At 53.6% G+C, this 18670-nt stretch carries 18 protein-coding genes and 1 pseudogene; 13 read left to right on the top strand and 6 right to left on the bottom strand.

Annotated features, from left to right (window positions below):
* Positions 1-5: 5 nt before the first annotated feature.
* The 12 genes from NK667_RS17135 to NK667_RS17080 all read left to right on the top strand — a co-directional run bounded on the left by NK667_RS17135 (position 6) and on the right by NK667_RS17080 (position 11632).
* Positions 6-2303, top strand: a complete 2298-nt coding sequence (locus NK667_RS17135) for a phage tail tape measure protein (protein ID WP_054615559.1) — start codon at positions 6-8, stop codon at positions 2301-2303.
* Positions 2303-2620: a DUF2590 family protein gene (locus tag NK667_RS17130; protein ID WP_054615558.1), complete on the top strand. Its 318-nt coding sequence runs from the start codon at positions 2303-2305 to the stop codon at positions 2618-2620. Before NK667_RS17135 ends, NK667_RS17130 begins: the two co-directional genes overlap by 1 nt.
* Positions 2617-3786 (top strand): baseplate J/gp47 family protein, encoded by a 1170-nt coding sequence (locus NK667_RS17125; RefSeq protein ID WP_054615557.1) that lies wholly within the window; start codon positions 2617-2619, stop codon positions 3784-3786. Before NK667_RS17130 ends, NK667_RS17125 begins: the two co-directional genes overlap by 4 nt.
* Complete coding sequence (locus NK667_RS17120; protein ID WP_054615556.1) at positions 3783-4307, top strand: phage tail protein; 525 nt, start codon at positions 3783-3785, stop codon at positions 4305-4307. Before NK667_RS17125 ends, NK667_RS17120 begins: the two co-directional genes overlap by 4 nt.
* A gap of 8 nt (positions 4308-4315) precedes the next feature.
* Positions 4316-6526, top strand: coding sequence for a phage tail protein (locus NK667_RS17115; protein WP_054615555.1), 2211 nt, complete (start codon positions 4316-4318; stop codon positions 6524-6526).
* Positions 6523-7017, top strand: coding sequence for a hypothetical protein (locus tag NK667_RS17110; RefSeq protein ID WP_054615554.1), 495 nt, complete (start codon positions 6523-6525; stop codon positions 7015-7017). The genes NK667_RS17115 and NK667_RS17110 overlap by 4 nt, the downstream gene beginning before the upstream one ends.
* Positions 7007-7939: a hypothetical protein gene (locus tag NK667_RS17105; protein WP_054615553.1), complete on the top strand. Its 933-nt coding sequence runs from the start codon at positions 7007-7009 to the stop codon at positions 7937-7939. The genes NK667_RS17110 and NK667_RS17105 overlap by 11 nt, the downstream gene beginning before the upstream one ends.
* Entirely contained in the window at positions 7936-8487 is a 552-nt protein-coding gene (locus NK667_RS17100; RefSeq protein ID WP_054615552.1) for a baseplate complex protein, read from the top strand. Before NK667_RS17105 ends, NK667_RS17100 begins: the two co-directional genes overlap by 4 nt.
* A complete protein-coding gene (locus NK667_RS17095) occupies positions 8484-9182 on the top strand; it encodes a hypothetical protein (RefSeq protein ID WP_054615551.1) in 699 nt (232 codons plus the stop codon). Before NK667_RS17100 ends, NK667_RS17095 begins: the two co-directional genes overlap by 4 nt.
* Positions 9167-10144, top strand: a complete 978-nt coding sequence (locus NK667_RS17090) for a hypothetical protein (RefSeq protein WP_054615550.1) — start codon at positions 9167-9169, stop codon at positions 10142-10144. Before NK667_RS17095 ends, NK667_RS17090 begins: the two co-directional genes overlap by 16 nt.
* A 147-nt stretch (positions 10145-10291) precedes the next feature.
* Positions 10292-11185: an endonuclease/exonuclease/phosphatase family protein gene (locus tag NK667_RS17085; RefSeq protein ID WP_054615549.1), complete on the top strand. Its 894-nt coding sequence runs from the start codon at positions 10292-10294 to the stop codon at positions 11183-11185.
* Positions 11186-11632 (top strand): hypothetical protein, encoded by a 447-nt coding sequence (locus NK667_RS17080; RefSeq protein ID WP_054615548.1) that lies wholly within the window; start codon positions 11186-11188, stop codon positions 11630-11632.
* A 33-nt stretch (positions 11633-11665) separates the two neighbouring features.
* Here NK667_RS17080 and NK667_RS17075 read toward each other — a convergent pair whose 3' ends face one another.
* From NK667_RS17075 to NK667_RS17060, 4 genes are all read right to left on the bottom strand, one after another.
* The gene (locus NK667_RS17075) at positions 11666-11872 is read right to left on the bottom strand and encodes a hypothetical protein (protein ID WP_413786146.1); all 207 of its coding nucleotides are present in this window, start codon (positions 11870-11872) and stop codon (positions 11666-11668) included.
* A 1000-nt stretch (positions 11873-12872) separates the two neighbouring features.
* A complete protein-coding gene (locus NK667_RS17070; RefSeq protein ID WP_054615546.1) occupies positions 12873-15158 on the bottom strand; it encodes an NACHT domain-containing protein in 2286 nt (761 codons plus the stop codon).
* Between the two features lies 1 nt (position 15159).
* Positions 15160-15870 (bottom strand): NYN domain-containing protein, encoded by a 711-nt coding sequence (locus tag NK667_RS17065; RefSeq protein WP_083471342.1) that lies wholly within the window; start codon positions 15868-15870, stop codon positions 15160-15162.
* Between the two features lie 450 nt (positions 15871-16320).
* Positions 16321-16536 carry a hypothetical protein gene (locus tag NK667_RS17060; protein ID WP_054615545.1) on the bottom strand — a complete coding sequence of 72 codons (216 nt, stop codon included), beginning with the start codon at positions 16534-16536 and terminating at the stop codon, positions 16321-16323.
* A 919-nt stretch (positions 16537-17455) separates the two neighbouring features.
* Between NK667_RS17060 and NK667_RS17055 the strand changes: the two are divergent.
* Positions 17456-17705, top strand: a pseudogene (locus NK667_RS17055) (site-specific integrase); the annotation flags it as partial.
* Positions 17706-17747: 42 nt separating this feature from the next.
* Here the strand turns inward: NK667_RS17055 and NK667_RS17050 are convergent.
* Positions 17748-18008 carry a DUF6429 family protein gene (locus tag NK667_RS17050; protein ID WP_054054194.1) on the bottom strand — a complete coding sequence of 87 codons (261 nt, stop codon included), beginning with the start codon at positions 18006-18008 and terminating at the stop codon, positions 17748-17750.
* Positions 18009-18427: 419 nt separating this feature from the next.
* Positions 18428-18646: a hypothetical protein gene (locus NK667_RS17045; protein ID WP_054615544.1), complete on the bottom strand. Its 219-nt coding sequence runs from the start codon at positions 18644-18646 to the stop codon at positions 18428-18430.
* Positions 18647-18670: the final 24 nt, after the last annotated feature.

The following is an 18670-nucleotide window of genomic DNA, read 5'->3' as shown; positions in this document are numbered from 1 at the left end:
CCCTGATGGCTGACCGATCCGCCCGCCTGGCTTTCATCCTCAATCTGACCGACAAGGTCAGCGCCCCCCTGGGCAAGGTGAAAACCAGCTTTAGCGACCTTGCCGCCCAGAGTCAGCAGAACATCATTCAGATGGGTGCAGGCCTGGCCGGTCTGGTGGGTGCAGGTGTGGCCATCACCGAATCTTTGGAACCGGCGCTGGAAGTCAATCGGGCGCTGGGTGACATGCGCGCCCTCGGGACTGCCGAGGACGCACTGTCGTCGCTGAACCGGAGCGCCCTGGAATTCTCGATCGACTACGCGGCCAGTGCCGCCGAATTTGTGTCCTCGTCACGCGTCATCGATGGGGCCATCAAGGGCCTGGTCGGCGGTCAGTTGGCCGCCATCACCAGTTCCAGCAACCTGCTGGCCAAGGTCACTAAGGCGGACGCGGAAACCACCGGCGCCTACCTGGGCACCATGTACAACCTGTTCAAGACCGAAGCCGACAAGATGGGCAAAGTCGAATGGGTCGAGCAGTTGACCGGGCAAACGGCGCTTGCGGTGAAGCTGTTCCGCACTGACGGGGCCCAGCTCAAGGACGCGTTCAAGGAAGTAGGCGCGATTGCCACTCAGGCCGGTGTGAGCGTGGCCGAGCAGATGGCCGTGATCGGTACGCTGTCTAGCACCATGGAAGGCGGCGACGCCGGCGGGCGCTACAAGGCGTTCTTCGAAAATATGGGCGCAGCCGCTGAGAAAACCGGCCTCACGTTCACCGATGCCGCTGGCAATGCGCTGCCGATGATCCAGATCCTGGACCAGCTGACCGCCAAGTATGGCGACCTTACCACCGCTGCCGCCGGCACCAAGCTAACGGAAGTGTTCGGCGGTGAAGGTGCCCAGGTGATCGGCGCGCTGGCCAAGGACACCGATCGGCTGCGCAACGGTATCAGCGAGCTGGGCAAGGTCCGAGGTCTGGAGAACGCCGAAAAGATGGCCAAGGCGATGGTCGACCCGTGGCAGCAGTTCGGCAAAGCCGTCGAAGCGCTGCGCATCGCGTTCGGCCAATCCCTGATTCCGACCTTGACCCCGTTGATGGAACGTCTGGTGGGCATCGCCAGGACCTTGACCCGCTGGACGCAGCTGTTCCCGAACATAACGCGGATCATCGGCATCACCACGCTGATCGTCTTTGGTTTCATCGCCGCCATGTCGTTGCTGACCCTTGTTGTCGGGGGCAGCAAGATGGTCTGGCTGGGCATGCTCACGGTGTGGAAGCTGCTCAACTGGCAGGGCTTTAAGTCCATCGCCATGTTCCTGTTCCACACCGTTCTGGTCGCGGCCTTCGCTGCCGGTCTGGTGGTGCTTTACACCTGGATGGGTCTGGTTCGGGTCGGCATGTTGTTGTGGCAGGGCGCGATCTGGCTGGTCAACGCCGCCATGCTGGCCAACCCGGTGCTGCTGATCGTGGCCGGTATCGTTCTGCTGGCCGCCGCCGTGGTCGCGGCTGTCGTGTACTGGGATGAGCTTTGCGCGGCGCTGATGAACACCGCTGCGTTTCAGTGGATCAGCGAACAGCTGACCTCCCTGTCTGACTGGTTCAGTTCTATGGGCGGCTGGTCTGGCATGGCCAAGGCCGCGTGGGACGGCATCATCAACATCTTTAAACAGGCCATCAATGGCTTGATTGAAATGCTGAACAAGATTCCCGGTGTGCAGATCGACGCGGCTTTTGGCGACATGCCGGTGGCGCCGGAACTGCCCTCTATCACGGCTCCGCTGGTCGAGGCGCCGCTGCTGCCGCAACTGGTGAGCGCAGCCCAGCCGCCGATCCAGGCGCCGCCACTGGTGATGGCTGCAGCACCGAAGGCATCGGCACCGGTCACGCCGATGCTGAACGCCATGGCGCCCCAGGCGCAGATGCCGCAACCCAACGTGCTGCCCTTCAAGCCGTTGCAAATGCCTGCCCCTCAGATAAACCATGCCGCTCCGATCATTCTGCCGCCGGCATCCGCTGACCTGGCGTTTTCAAAGCAGCCCAAAAACGTACTGCCGGAGCGCGTCGAGAAGGTCATCGAGCTGCCCGCCAAGACGGACAAAGGCATCGAAGCCCGCAAGGCGATCAACGCCAATACGTCGATCAGCCCCACCAAGCCCGAGGCCGTCCCGAAAGGAGGACTGATGCAAAGCTTCCAGAACCAGAGCAACGCGATGAACCCCAACCAGCGCCCCGGCACCCACGTCGAGACATTGAATATCAATACCTCCAAGTCTATGACCCCGCTGGAGCTGGAAAACATGGTCGCCATGTCGGTGGGCGGCTGATGAGCGAGTACGTGGATCTGTTGATCATGAATAACGACCTGGTACTCGACCCAGCCCGGCAGCCGCTCCTGGTGACTGACCGCGCCTCGATCGCACAGGACATCGCCCATCTGATCCGGGAAAGCGGTTTGTTGATCACGTTGGTGGCCGAGCGTGACCGGCTACGTCAACGCGACTGCATTCAGCAAATGGAGCTGCTGGTGGAAGCGGACGAACGCCTGGTGCCAGGCACTGCGCAGATCGTTCAGAGCGCCCCAGGTGTGTTCCTGGTCACCGCCACGACCGTGAAATTCGGCCTGCTGGAGATCACCCTGTGACCGTCGACTTCAAAAAGGCACTCAGTGATTCCGGCGTGCCAACCACTGAGGCGCAGCTCAAACAGGCCTGGGAAAAGTTGGCCGTCGAGCAAGGCAGTACGCTGAGCAACACCAGCACTTACAGCCCGTTCTGGCGGATCATCACGGCTCTGGTTACCAAGCCAGTGTTGTGGCTGCTGGAGTTCGTCAGCGGCACGGTGCTGCCGAACTTCTTCGTCAAGACTGCCGGCAAACAGTGGCTGGACATGCTGGCCTGGGCGGTGAACATCGAGCGCAAGGCGGCCACGGTGGCGAGCGGAGAATTGCTGTTCACCCGGGCCAACACCGGTGGCGAACTGGAAGTCCCGATTGACACTGTCGTCCAGTCGCCGACCCTCAATGGTCATATTTATCAGTTGGTCACCACCGAGCCGCGCAGCTTTCAAGAGGGCCAGAGCCAGCTGGTGGTGCCGGTCAAGGCCGTGGGCGCCGGCAGCGGCTACAACCTGGCGCCGGGTTATTACGCCGTGCTGCCCCAGTCGGTACCGGGCATCGTCCAGGTGGTGAACAATACCGACTGGCTGCAGACGCCCGGGGCGGATTCCGAGCATGACGACCAGTTGCGCCTGCGCGTGCGCAACCAGTTCTCAGCGGTGAATCAGTGGCATACCGATGCGGTGTACCGGGCAATCATCACCGGGTTTCCGGGGGTTGCGGCGGACGGCGTGTACTTTGAACACGGCGCGCCGCGTGGGCCAGGCAGTGCCAATGCCTTCGTGCTGTTCGACGCCGGCGTGCCCGCCGCGACGTTTCTGGAGCAGATCAATACGCACATCCGTGACGGCGGTAACCACGGCCACGGCGATGATCTGCTGGCGATGGCCATGCCCGAGACGTTGCACGCGATCAGCCTCAAAGTCTGGCCAGTGTCCAACCTAACCGTCCTCCAGCTGCAGACGCTGCAGACGGAGGTCGGGCTGTTCATCCGTGCTGCCTTCCGCGAAAGCACGCAGAGCGACTATGCACCGACTCGCACGTTTCCTCAGTCGCGCTTCAGTTTCAGCCGGCTGACCGAAGAGTTGCACGCCCAGTTTCCGAATATCAGCTCGTTGCAGTTCTCCAATAGCGACATCGTGTCGGCCTTGAACATTCCTCGGATCAGCACCCTGGCGGTGGTCCTGCAATGATCAAACTCAAACTGCCGTTTTGGCTCGAAGGGCTGGAGCTGAGCAAGCTGGTGGCCACCGCCCAGCTCTGGTGGGAACAGGCCGCCGAGTGGCTGCGCTGGCCTTACCTGCAGTTCGACGCTGACACCTGCCACCTGTCCATCCTGGAACTGTGGGCCTGGCAGCGCGACGTCACGCGCTTCAACGGCGAGCCTGAGAGCTTGTTTCGCCTGCGGGTAAAACACGCCTTTATCAACTCGGTGGACGCCGGCAGCACTGCCGGCCTGAAACGCATCCTGGTACGCCTGGGTGTGGGCTACATCGAGGTCAGCGAACGCATGCCCGGTCGGGATTGGGACATCGTGCTGTTGACCCTCAGCGACTCACAGCTTTCTGAAAACCCTGACCTGTTGCGCGTGCTGATCCGTCAGTACGGCCGCACCTGCAGGCGTTACGACTTCGTCACCATCACTCCAGTGCAACTGCATGTCGCCCTGGCCGATTTCAATGATGACCAGCAAACGCTGGTTGCCAGCCTGTAGGAGTATTCATGGCTGCAAGTATCACACTGGCCGGCGAAAGCCTGATTGCCCAAAAACAGGCTGCCAGCCAACCGCTGACGATCGCCAACTTTGTGCTGGCCAACGTTCCCGGGTTGAACCCGAACAGCCCGGTTAACCGCGCTGCCGGCAAGCCACCGGCGCCCCAGGTTGTGTACACCTGGCCGGTCACCCAGAGTGGATTCGTCAACCCGAACCAGGTCGTTTACAGCCTGATGATGGGCACCGACGTCGGCGACTTCGACTGGAACTGGATTGGTCTGGAAACCAGCGAAGGCGTCCTACTCTCGGTGGCGTATGTGCCGGTCCAACAGAAGCGCAAAAACATCCTGCCCGAGCAGATCGGCAACAACGTGACCCGCAACTTCCTGGTGGTGTTCGACGGGGCGCAGCAGCTGACGGGCATTAAGGTCGATGCCAGCACCTGGCAGCACGATTTTACCGCTCGCTTGCAAGGCATTGATGAGCGGGAGCGACGTAGTAACCGTGACATTTTCGGGCGGGCCTGTTTCTTCGGCAGTAGCCTGGCACTGGAAAAGGTCGGCAGCACGTACCAGCTGAAACCCGGGATCGCTTACGTCGAAGGCATTCGCCTTGAACGCTCGACGGCACTACCCGTCACGGTGCCATCAGTGCCGAACAAGGCTTGGCTCGACGTGGTGCTGCAGCGCGAGCTGAACGATATGGTCGGCACTTTCAAAGTGGTGTTCGGTGACAGCAAAGAGGACTACTCCGGTAGCGCCGGCGCACGCCACTACTTGGTGCCCCTGGCGGACCTACCGACCTCAACTGCAATCACGGATCTGCGCCCGGTGGAGCCGATCGCCGGCGAGCTGATTAAGCACTGGGCTGCTCAGAACGGCGACTACCCGAACCTGCGCGCCCGGGCTACCACTAAAGCAGACGTCAAACTCGACCAAATTCCCAACGCCATCAGTGACGACCCAGCCAGCAATAGCAGCCTCGTGCTGGCTACCACCAAAATGGTCAACGCGGTGCGCACGGCACTGAACAGCGCGATCACAGCGATCATCAACGGCACCACCGTCGTGGGCAAAGCGGCGCAACTTGCCACTGCTCGCAACTTCTCCTTCAGCGGCGCGGCGACGGGCAGCGCCATTTTCGACGGCACGGCCAACCCGCAAATCTTCCTGACGCTGGCCGACAGCGGGGCGCCTGCTGGTACGTACACGAAAGTCAGTATCAACCAAAAAGGCATTGTCACCGGAGGCGACAACCCGACGACGCTCGCCGGTTACGGCATCACCGACGTTTACACGAAGCCAGCCGCCTACGGCGCCTTCGTGAAACAAGGTGGCGGTATCAATCAACTCACCAACACCGTTTGTATTGGTTGGTCGGCTAGAGGCCTTCTGGCCACGGTCGATTCAACGGATCTAGGGGTTATTTGGTCTGAAAATAACTTTAATCCGAGTAGCAAAGCAAATTGGTCCAGCAGCCTGGCCGGTTATGGAATTACCGATGCATTTACAAAAGTTGAATCGAACGGTGCCTTTGTTAAACAGGGCGGCGGGCCAAACCAAGCTGGCAACAGAATCAATATTGGCTGGTCTGGCTCCGCAGTAAGAGTTGCAGTTGATGGCAGTGATCTTGGTGTTTTCTGGACTCAGAATAATTTTGATCCAAACAGCAAAGCCAACAAGGCCAGCACTATTGCCGGGTACGGTATTTCCGACTGTTATACCGCAGCCCAAATCAATGGGATGTTTGATCAGAGAGTATTTGGCGACTCTATTTCTTATGCCGGCTTCGCCAGCGACAATCCAGAATATCCCTACTTCCGTCGTCGAGCTGATAACGCAGTCCACTATCTTCAGCGTCGATTGGGATTTACTCCTGTACAGCAGGGGGGCGGTGCATACCAAGGTGCCAACACTGTTCGGATAGGTTGGTCGCAGGTGGGTTCCGGTATCCGTGCCCAGGTGGACTCCACCGATTTAGGGTTGTTGTGGAGTGAAACAACGTTCTATCGCCCTGACTCCAATAACTTCCTCGCTGTCCAAGTGACAGCTACATCTATCCAACTGCCAGCCGGCGGGACGTGGTGCTATTCACTGATGCACTACTACTCCGCCGGTCAAGGGGTGGTGGGTAAAAGTGGCCAGGCGCCTGGCGGTACTGTGATTTCATTTAGTGGGGGAGCAACGATTTATGGCTTCGCCTGGAGATATGCACCATGACAGAACAATCCCAAGTTATTACTACGCCTGCCATTGATGAAGTAGTGAATCCGGATGTAAGTGAACATACAGTTTTGACTGTTGAGTTCCGCGACGTCAGCGTAAAGGATGATGGTTCCTTTGTTGTGACCGTGGCCAGTAACCGTTGCCACGTTACTCGAGACTACAACCCCTCGCTGTATGAGGCGATTGAGAGCTTTTTGAACAACGGCGGCAATTACTCCAAGTACGCGGAAGATATCGTTGTTGAGTCAGATCCGCTTGTCCTGGCAAGGCTGTGGATTGACACGAAATTGAAGGCGTCCGAGAACATCGTCTCTCAGTATCGGGATGCGCGAGACTTGGGGACGGCTCTGCCAGTGACGCCGCAGCAATTCACCGAGTTATTGGCCTGGCGCCAAGCTGTGCGCGAATGGCCACAGGTGGCTGGTTACCCGTCTGACGAAACTCAGCCATCTGCCCCGGGTTGGATTGATGCTCATGACGAATGACTGGGCACCGATCAAGCTGCGCTGGCCGGTACAAGCCACTCAATGGATGGACCAGATGGCCGGCGCTCGCCAACTGATCCAGGGCGAAATGCTCAGCACTGGGGAACGTGTCTCCAAGCTAGCCGGCATCGCGACCACCAGCCCGGGGCCAATCGGCGGCGCCGCGCAAGCGGCGATCAGCGCCGGCCGCACGGCGTTGGCCAACCAGTTCGAGAATGTCCCGTCGTGTATCGTCGTGACGCCATTCCAGCACGGGGTTGGCCAAGGCAGTGGCGGCCACCAGCGCTTTCTGTCCGCGCCGAACCTGCTGCAGCTGCTGGCTGACAAGCTGACCGACACGACCGACGCTGTCCGCCCTGAAGGGCAGCAAAGCGCCTTGGTATTGATCTTTCTCGCCACGCGTCTGGACCAGCTGGCGGCGACGCTGGGACGGTTCAACGTCGTGCTGCCTATGCCGGACCTGGTGCGCGCCGAACGTCGGGCTGAACACCTGGCCAGGCTAGAGGTGGAAAAGTGGGTCATGCCGATCGCGGGACAAATGCCGCTCTGGAGCCAGTTGCCGTTGCAACGCTGCCCGATCACCAAGTTGGCCAGCCAATCCATGGCGGGACAACTGGCGGTACTTGAGGGCTATGCAGCCGACAGTTCGCCGATGGCCGACCTGGCGAACCTACAGGCTCGGAAAAAGACGCAGGCCCAGGAGCGCGATCAACAGCTGGCCGATCTCAAGGCCCAGTTCACCAACAGCGCAGACGACGTATCGATTCAGTCCCGAATGCTGGGACCAGGCGACGCTGGCCAGCTACGCCGCGAACTGCTCGAAGGCGAAGCGCCGGGGCATGAATGGCCGCTGTGTGCCGGCGCACTGCTGGTCGGATCGGCAGAAAGCCTGAGTTTTGTCCGGGAGCTGGTGGGCCTATGACATTGCTACTCAATGGCGAGCAGATTATCGGTCATCGCATGAAGCTGACGGCCAACCTCAAGATCGAGGCCGACGATCTGGGCGGCCAGACGTCGGGGACCGACAAGTCGCACAAGGGATTTAAGCCCAAGACGCTGACCGTAGCGCTGACGATTCCGTACAAGGCGCTCGACAACCTGCGCACCATCATGCGTTTGGCCGAGGCGACTGCAGGTGGTGGCCAACTCCAGACCTATCGGATCGTCAACGACACGGCCAAGGCTTTTGGCATCCGGCAGGTGACGTTCTCCGATGGGGTCAGCGCCCGGGAAGACGACACCCTGGCCCAGTGGATCGTCCAGTTCACCTTGAGCGAAAAGCTGTCCAATCCGGAGAAGGTCGAGAACCGTCGCGCCGGCAATGGGGTGACGACGCAGTCAGCGCCTGGCGATGGTGTGGCAGGAAGCGGATCGGGGGGATCGTCGGGATCGTCGGGATCGCCCGAAGAGTTGACCGGCTTTGAAGCGGTGCTGAAGAAGGTGGACACCTACCTGGGCAGCACGTCATGAGCATGAAGCTGCACAAGGTGCTGACCATTGGCGGTGTGGATATGCCGCTGGTCAATGACGATGTCCGTCTGGATCTCAAGAGTCCGGGCCGCGCCACGTTCACGATCAAGGCGAGTGTTACCGTCAAAGGTCTGGTCACGTTCGATATTGGCTACAACGAAGCGGTGCTAAAGCGTCATTTCATCGGATACGTCGAGCGTTGCACCGCCACCAACGGCATCGAGCAAGTGGTGCTGTGTCGCGAATTAGCCGCGGTGCTGGCCAACCCGCTGCCCATGAACCTGCGTCATGTGGATCTGCGCGCCGTGCTGGCCGACATCGGCAGCAAGACCGGCTTGCGCTTTCGGGTCCCGGATCAGGCCTATACCCGGGTCAAGACGCCGTTTTTCTACAACCTGGCCGCTGGTTACCAGGCGATGGACAGCATGGCGCGGGTGTTCGGCATCAAAGATTTTATCTGGCAGCAACAGGGTGACGGCGAGATCTACGTCGGCGCCTGGGCTGACAGTTTCTTCGGCGCTCGATCGCCGCTACAACTGCCAGTCAACCTTTTCGATGGTTACCAGGGCAGCCAGAGCGCGATGATCGCCGCCTTGCCAGGCCTGCGACCAGGCGTATCAATCAACCAGGGCGAACGGATCACGAACGTGACGTTGGCCGGCACACAGATGGCCATCAAATGGACGACGCAATAAAGCGCAGCGTAGAACGCCAATTCCCCGAGCTCACCGGCGGCTATCACTTGCCGCGCTTCGCCAAGGTGATGGCCGTGGCCGACGCACCGGCGAATGCTGGGCTGTGTGACGACTTCCGACCGCGCTTCTCGGTTGACCTGCAGGTGATGGCCCCGGACGGCGAGATCGATACGGCACTTCCGGTATTGTCTGGCGTTCCGCTACCCATGCCGGTGGGTGGTGACGAAATGGGATTCTTTGCGTTTCCGGAGGAGGGCACCAGCGTGGTGGTGTGTTTCGCTTATGGCTTACCGAACAAGCCGTATATCCAGACCATCTTGCCGCACGGACTGACGTTGCCCAAGGTGCCGAAAGGTGACCAGGTGTGGCAGCACAGCGACGCCGTGCAACAACGGGTGGACGCCGACGGTAACTGGCTGCGCCAGACAGACGGAAAGATCCAGGACAAGGCGATCGAGCGCGAAGTGGAAGCCATGGACAATACCGAGCGCTTTCAGACCCACACCAGGACAGTGGACGACCATTCAACCGAGTCAGTGGGTGGCGTCAAGAAGATCGAGGCGCTGGGAGCACTCAAATTGCTGTCGGCGGGATCCGTAAGCCTGGCGGCAGTAGACGATCTGCACCAGGCCACCGGGCGTGATTTAAATCTGGTGGTCGGGCAGAAGCACAATGCAACGGTGGGTGGCGACATGCAGGAGGAAGTCCAAGGCTTGCGCGAGAGTGTGGCGGCGGTCAGTCAGCGCCTGCAGTCGCCTAAGACCTGGTTAGGATCCGAAGGGGTGAACGTGCTGCACGTGCTGTGTGATCTTCTAGATCTAGTGCAACAGATGAACACGCAATTGGCTGCGCATACCCACCAGCCAGGACCAACGCCGAGCCCAACCGACGCAGCATTATTCACAACTAAGGCTGCGTCGGCAGCATCGCTATTAGGAAAGTTGAAGCCAATCACCTTATAGTGATCTCCAGCTTTTTGATGTGCATCCTTCGACATGCGTGCTGAGCCTGATTGAGGTAGAAGCACTATGCTAAAATTTCTACAAAATCAGAGCTCTTGTATAGCTTTAATTCGATTCAAGCGTAGCTCGAGTATGAGAGGGGGAGGAATGGATTCGCAAGCTGATCAGGTCATATTTGCTTGGTGGAATACGAGTTTGGCACCTTCAGCAAAAAGTAGATCCACTCCCGAACAAAAGGCTGTTGCCTGTTCGGTAATTTTGTATCTGATACAAGTAGGTCGCGCAGATTTCATCGCTCTTGGAGAAATGTCGACAGAAGACTTCGCGCACGTATCTGAAGTGTGTCAGGTCGAAGGGTATGCCTTTGCTACAGAGATTACATCTGTGGGGAGGTCAAGTTTTGATATTTGTTATATATATAATTGCGCCAAAATATTTGTATATTCCACCAAGGATATAGTTACGCAAAAAGGGGGGAGTACTTTAAAGGTAGCTAAAAAAATGGAGCTCGTCGTAGCGGGGGCTACCTCTTTTTTTCATGTTTATATATCTCACTGGCCAAGTAGGCTGTGGTGTCAGCAGAATGATGCGAATAGGCATTTGTTAGGTATCAGACTGAGAGATTCCATCGATGCAGTTATAGAAGATGATGGTGAAAATCCATTTGTTATTCTTCTAGGAGATTACAATGATGAACCATTCGACGAATCTTTGAGTCAGCAGGTAATGGCGACGCGAGATGTGGACTTGGTGCATAAGCGTGAGCATCTATTCTATAACCCGTTCTGGAAGTACCTCTGTAAGACAAATTCCGAACACCCTGCAGCCGGTAGTTATTACTACAAGTCTGGAGAAATAACTCGGTGGCACACGTTTGACCAATTAATTTTTTCGCATGCTTTCATCGAGGCGAAAGAGTGGCGGTTGGCTACTGATTGTGATCATATTTTTGAGATCCCTAGCTATACTCAGATGGTCAAGAGTGCAGGGTCTAAGTTTGATCATTTGCCCGTTTACGGAATAATTGAGAGAGTTATATAAATGGTTGATTTTATCGGGTCTTTTAATAAAGGATTGAGTGCCGCGCAACAAGCTGAAAAGAACAGAGAGGAAATTTACTCTGTGCTTGAGTCCCTGAATAAACAATTGGAGGATGCTTCGAAAGGTACAGTCAAAATTGACGTTCTTCAGAAAACCATCCCCCTATTTGAAATGTTTACCAATCCTAAAACAACGGCTAAACCTTACAGTTTTTTAGCAGCTTTCAATCCGTTGGCGGAAATTTACAAACCAAGCGAACTAGCCAAATGGGCTCTAGATCCAAATGGTTATCCATGTTTGATAACAACCGAGGAAGGTGATATTTACTGTGAAGATAAATCGGGATTAGAAAGAGGGCTGCAAATACTGATAAGCAGTCCGATGGTTGGAGAGAAAATTTACTCAGTCATGAAACAGAAGTTAAAGGCTGTAGACGACCCGTTTTAAATAAAAAGCCCGTCTTTGCGGGCTTCATTATGCTCAACCTTCCCTGCACCACCATGATTGCGCATAAGCGCAATCATCGAAAAATTCAATTCCGCTCAAGACAAAACCGGTAACCGACATCCCCGACAGCGTCGCATCCAGTAGCCGCAGTAACGGATCGGGATCAAGAGGCAGCCCCACATCCACCCGAGCCACATTGGCGCACTGACCGAGTTCGACGTTGTTTTCTGAGTTCACCATCACATTGCCCCGTATCGGGGGTAGCGCCGCCGTTCTTGGGGCGTCAGCGCAACGCATCTGCGTCTCATAGGGGTAACAAGCATATGCATGTACTAACCCGCCTGGTCGCCACCATGACACTCAATCAGTGCTTCTACTCCATAGGCTAGAGCACCGTCGGCCTGCTCCAGGAGTTCGTTAAGATCGTCACGGTTGATCAACTGAAGGCGGTGTAGGGTAGGAGCCTGAATAAGCAGTGTTTTGTGGTGACGACCAGGGTTTTCGAGCAGTGCGGCTTCGTACCGCAGAATTAATTCCCACTGAGCAATCGCGCTGGCCCTATCACCCGACACTACCAAATGCTCCGCATGTATAGCTCACCGCTGAATCAATAAAAAGACTGTATGAATAAGCAGCATGCCGATTGAGGTGCAGAGGCAATGTTCATCCGATGAAACGAGATCGAGGACAGGCAAGGGGATACGCTGGTGAATTACGCTGGGCGAAGAAAAAAACGTCTGAAAAAGCACTTATCCCCCTCCCGCCGACGGGCTTCGTTTCCTTTTTTTTTGCAAAGAGCTCGGCGTTGTAAATCACGGCTTTGCTCAACCCCGTAGTGGGGTCTATGAGATATTTGGTCATTTCACTGACTGCAAAATATTGCAAAGAAGTGTGTTTGTTTTACGTAGCGCTTGAAGCAATCCAAATCAGACGCCGATCTCTAGATGCCCCGGATTTCAAGGGGGCATCATTTGAAAACAGGCGTTTTATCGACTTTTTTATTTCTCAATAGCTCGCACCAGCAAAATTGTGGACGAATTGAAGGAAGGCCATCAACTGGGCTGGAGTCCTTGGTGCAGCAGGCTTTCATGCTCTTTGGCGCATTTCACAATTGCTAATACGGCTAAGTCGGAAGACCACAGTCGACCCAGAACGAACGTTCCCTAAGGTCTGGTATATCCGCAGGGGAAGGGCGATACATCTACTTAGATATGCCGCCCCACCCCTCCCTTAAGGGTTATTAATCACCGCTTAAACTTTCATAGCTTTTAAGGAATTCGACGTATGAGCCTTTTGCCTCCGATAGTTTGCCATTCAGTTGCTGTAATTGCTTTCCTAATTTAAAGCGCCTTTGCTGTCCTGAACCTCTGTTGTCAATTTCAATAACGATTCCTCTGCTCAAGAGTTCAGGTAAAGAATTGTCTATGAAAGATTGTCCTTTATCTCCAAGTTTGATTCTGATAACAGACTCGCTAATATGGGTGCTGCGCATAAAATAGCGCAGTAGTTTTTCGATGTTTATCAAGTCATCGTCAAATTCTGGAGGCAAAACTTTAAGGTCAACGTCGATAGGTGTGTCAAAGGTTGTTCCTAAGGACGCTAGAAATATGTTGATTGCATTTGGCTCCCAGATCTCAACGCCCGAACTCTCAATTTTAATCGAGTCAACAGTGCTGTTCTCGAAGTGGTTGTTGTCGAATACAGTCGATGGGTGGAAGCGAATTTGGCCGAAGGTACAATTTTCGAAGGTGCAACCTCTGATCATCGTAGATTCATAGCTACCTTGTGAGAAATGACAGTCCTTAAATGACACTCCCGCCAATTTGCAATCGCGTAAACAATCAATGCCAAATACGATATCTTGAAAAATAGTTCCCTCAGCATCCAAATCGCTTAGAAGTCGAACAATTAGGTTGCCGCAGTTTTCTTTAGTATATGACGCTTGCCCATCCAGGGCGCTAACCTGAGCAATAAAATTAGCTGCATCGAGGTCTGATAATTCTTTACCATCTCTGCGCTTCACCGCTCTGATGAAGGACAGTTGTGTGTGTTCTGGGAGTATCCCTCGTCTCAGAATGCTAAAAGCTTCAGCGACTGCTGATTTGTTCATCGGAGCTACCGCGGCAGCTAATCCATCGCCTAGAAAAAATTGACGGAACTCGTCATGGTCAAACTGAACTGCAGCGGCTGTATCGTTTGAAGAAATCAAAAGTGCATGGCCTCTGATCCGGTCAACAACCTGCTGGGATTGAAGTGCCGTCTTACGTTTACTCTCACAGAAGTATTCCGCAATCATCTCCAAATGATCTTTTTTGAGGTGCTCGGTACGCGACTCCCACATGCCAATAGCTATCAATGATAGCAACTCACAATGCTCATCTACCGTAAGCAAATTGGAACCCATGTCTCCAGAGCGATCAATCCATTTTTCAGTAGCTTCTCGCTCAATAATCCCGCGTACAAAAACCGAAAAGAAATCCGAGCCTGAAGATTGAATTCGCTCAATGAAGGTCTCTAATGAATCACTCTTTCCAGCAATATCTAAAAGTCTTGTTACTAGAACCGGTCGTGTTAATAGCGAGTGAGTAGGTCCCAGACGTTCAGCCACTCGGTTGTAAATTGTTTCGCCGTCAGAAATTTTTCTGCTGATACAGTACTCTAGGAACTGTTTCTTACTCCATCGGTTGATCTCCAGCTTGGAGAATCCAACGTCAAACTGGCTGATGGTGTCGTAAAGCTTTTCTTGTGATCGTAAGTTTTCAAACTCGAAGTAGGCTTTCCTTGCAGCAATTACTACGGCTCCGGTAGATTGCAGCGCACTCACCAAAATCCCCATTGCCGAAAGCGCCTCGCCAGAACTGTTTTCAACAAACATTTCCTCGAAACCATCAAAGGCAGGAACAATTACACCCATTCGTACGAGTGCCAAAAAAGAATTGTAATAAAGAAATGGAAAGCGATACTTGTTTTGAAGTGCGCCAACTGTAATGTCGTCAAATCGAAGAAAGTGTCTTCCGCCCAATATGATTGGAACGAGTAACCAATCCGACTCTCCTGATGTAAATTTCTTGGCCTGCTCTCGTGCTGCTTTATTGATAAGTGAGGTTTTCCCTTCTCCTGCATCACTTGTCAAATATAGAACTGTGGTTTCTAGTGGAGATCGATCGCTTAAAGTTGAAAGAATTTCAGTAAGCGCGTTATCTACTTTTGTCTTTCTCTCATCAGGGCTAGCATTTAAAGAAGGCAAAATATCAGCTGCAGGAGCAACAAAATTCTCCTGAATAGGGATCTGCTCATTGATCCTGTTTGCCAATAGCGGCAAATTTGCTAGACGCGTAATAATCCATTTGCTTGCATGAACAAAGCCCGTTCCTTCATCAACGAAAATGTCCCCGCTTCTCGATGAAATGGCAGCGTCAATTACGTTGCCATTTATTGAGAACATAACCCGCTGCCTGTCGTAAATAATGTCTACGCCAGGGTCTGCAAAGGTTGCGATAATTGATTTGAATGTATCGATCTGCATGTTAAAGACCTATCTCAATTAATTTTCTTCCAGCAACATTTACAGGCTGGCTTCCAATATTTAGCCTCGGGTGTACCCTGATTACTTTAGAGCCACGCAATAATAAAGTTCTGATTGGAGGCAGAAAGTCATCATCAGCACTTATTATGATTAAACAGTCATATTGTTGTGCGGCAAGGTAGATTAGGTCGCACGTGAGCATGGTATCTACAAGTTTCTGCTCGTGCCGGTACACAATATGTTTGTCTGAGTGAGCACATCCATCAGATGGGCAGAAACCTTTTTCCAGAAGTTTTCTCGCCATTGGCAACGGGCATGTAGGTGTGGAGCAACCTATATTGGCTTGTTTTTCAACTCTTAAATTGTGGGGCTTGCCTTTTTTTCTGTAAGTGTTGAATAGATGGTGGCTAGGTTCTTCAAGGAGAGAGAAAGCAAGTTCTACCGTTACACTAATTTTGCACATGCCGGTTGCAGTGGGTAACTTTAATATCGTAGGAAACTCATCCTGAATATTTACAGAGACATCTTGCGATAGTTTAGTTAGGTTTTCGCCCTCAAACCAGCCGCCATAAAGTCTAACTTCACAAGTGCCTAAAGAGCTTTCAAGGATTTCAGGCATCTTGATTAGTGCGCTGGATATAACAGACATTATGCCAGCAGCCTTTTGTGGTTTGTGAAGATTGTCGTAATCTATGCAAATAGCCATCTTCATATTGAAGGCTTCTGTATAGGGGGTTCAGTCAGGCTGGTACATAAGTCCTGCGTTAAACACTTGTCGAGTAACGATGTCGGCGAGAGTTTAGAAAGTACCGACGTCGTAAAATTGGAGAATTGTAAGTGTTTTTTTTGCATCGTCTTTGGCATATTCGCCTCCGTGCGCCCTAGCTGTGTGATTGATGCTAGCACGACGAATGACCTAGACATATGTTCACGAACAGACAGCCACTAAATTTCCAGTCAATGCCCCACACGTCACGAACCGAAAAATGGGCCCTATTGGCCATTTCTCTTAGAGCTTTTTAAATCTCAATGATCCACTCCTAGTTATAAAAGGACGGGGAAGAGTACGAGTTCTGAAGGGTGGTCGTCACTTTCCGAGTCACAGTTCCTGTCCGCTCGGTACCCGTACGAGAGCGGAGTCGCGCCAGTGTGAGGTCGATAGCTAATCCTTTTTGATCGCTCTCAGGCGCGCCAAGCCCTGCTTAATAAATCCAGCGTTTTCACCAATTCGGTCCAAGGCAGTACGGGCATTGTCGCCGGTATCGGCGAAGCCTTGTCCTTCAGCCAGGAGGGTCAGTTCCATGATCGCTGCTTCTAGGGCTAACTGATTGTCGTAGATTTTTTCAAGGACGATCGGGAGGGAATATTCGCTGGTCATAGCTTCGACTCCATTCGGAAAGACGAAAGCATAGCAGCGAATCAGAAGGGTTAATTTCAGGTCAGGGGCGGGGAGAGGGTAATTTTGGTAAGTCGGTGCGAGAGAGGGGCTGCAGCCCTTGTAAACCGTGGCTTTGACGTATTACCTCAGAGGGTAATATTGAGTAAGGCTCGAGGTAATATTTTTATAAATTACTGATTTTAAAGGGTTTTACTATGATCTGGAGTTACCAAGCTCAAAGGTAATTTTCTAACCTATTTCTTCCCTTATTATTACTTTTATAAAATATTGTTAACTACCTGATTTAATTAATGATTTCAGTGATTATAAAAACATATTACCAATATTACCTTTTTCCCAGGGGTCAAACTGAAATCGGGAATTGCCGAGTGAAAGGTGCTGCAAGACCGGCGCTCCCACATAAATCATGTAACTATCACCTGCTTCGCCCTGAAGCTACCTTGATACCGCTAGAGGACTTGAAATAGTGGCAAGGGTGGAGGGGGTTGAGCCCTCGTTATCAGCCTGGGAAGCTTCCGATGAAACCTGAAAGCCCGACTGCGATAGTGGTCATGATTGGAGCTGAAAACGAATGCTTAAATGTTGCTAGAGCGGCCGAACGGCGCGGGGGCGCAGGGATGAGAGTGTAGGTTGGTGGTACGTAGGTGGTACGAGGGCTGGGGAGGAGGCGTTTGGGCCTTTATTTTCGGAAGGATGAGAGAAGGTGCGTCCAATCCATCATCGGGGCGACGCTAAACCGCCGGGACAGCTCTGGTCGGGTATGGTTAGTATTTACGGGGGCTTCAGGCTTTTCGTGATTCATTAATACTGATCTTTTATGCAGCGGTTTTTACCCGGTTTTCATCGTTGTTTGAAGTCGGTTGCTACAACGTAGCAATCGAATTCAGCAATGTAGCAACTGAAAACGGGCACGATCACATTACGCAAGCGCAAGGACAACTCGACGGCTTACACGGCGCAGATATGGATCAAACGGGACGGCAGTTTATCAGGAAAGCCGGACCTTCGATCACAAGCAGGTCGCCCAGGCTTGGATCTAGCGTCGGGAGAGGGAGCTGGCGGAGCCTGGTGGCATCGAGCGCGCGAACCGTAAGGGTGGGACGATCAAGAAGATGATCGAGCAGTACCTGGACGAGTACGAGAAAATCGTGAGCGATCCATAAACCCTACCGTATGGCGGTGGTATGAAATCAGGTATCCGAGTCGGATGCAGGCTCCACTTGAATTTTTACCCCAAACAATCGGTCGGCTATCTGCCGACCTCGCTCCAGCCCTTCAGCGGTCAACCAAATTGATTTGTTCTTGTTCACCGGATTGCTGATAAGACCATGTTCATATAATCGGCTCATGGTCTCGAAGTCGAACCCTTTCCAAGCATTGCCGTTATCAAAACTGAAGGTTGCCAAAAGGGCAAGCACGGCATCTTCAATCAGTTTATCGTCGTATTCCATGATCGTTGCTCCGCTCGTATTCTTACACTCGCCGTAAACTCCACTAGCCATCAAGATTAGCGCGTTTAACTACGCGATACCGGCAATCAGTTTCTGGGCAGTAAAGCTTCGTAAACCTCACCGGAGAAGCCGTCGGCAGATGCTCAGTTGCGTGGCGCAGCCGCACTTACGGCTCTTGGTAGCCTTCCTCGATGTACCGCTCAAGTTTGCTCAGTTGGGACGCATCATGAGGTGCTGGCTCTGGAAAAGAATAGTGAGAGCAGCATTGAGGATCAAGTCGTGACTTTAAATGTGGAGTTTATGGATCGCATACGATCATCTGGCCATCCAGCGAGTGTTTCGAGGGCTTCCACTTTGAGGCATATTTTGACGAACTGTTTCAGCCCCAAGCAAATAAACCTGCCCCCGTTCTTTCCGGTTCAGTTCGCACCCAATTTAAATTTGATGTTGTTGGACGGCCACCAGGACCACGATGGCGGCGGGGTGTAGCAGCCGGGTTGGTTGGCCGGTGTCGCATCGCAGCGAACGGTGTAACCCTTGTTGCCGATTTCCCTTCCGCCTTCGCCGGTGCCGCGTTCACTGTATGAGGAGCAGCCGCCGAGTAAAACGGTAGTCAAAAGGATCGTTGCATATTTCATAAGTGCCTCCATGCGTGGAACTGA

The sequence above is a fragment of the Pseudomonas nunensis genome (genome assembly GCF_024296925.1).
Taxonomy (GTDB): domain Bacteria; phylum Pseudomonadota; class Gammaproteobacteria; order Pseudomonadales; family Pseudomonadaceae; genus Aquipseudomonas; species Aquipseudomonas nunensis.
This window is presented reverse-complemented; position numbering and strand designations above follow the sequence as displayed.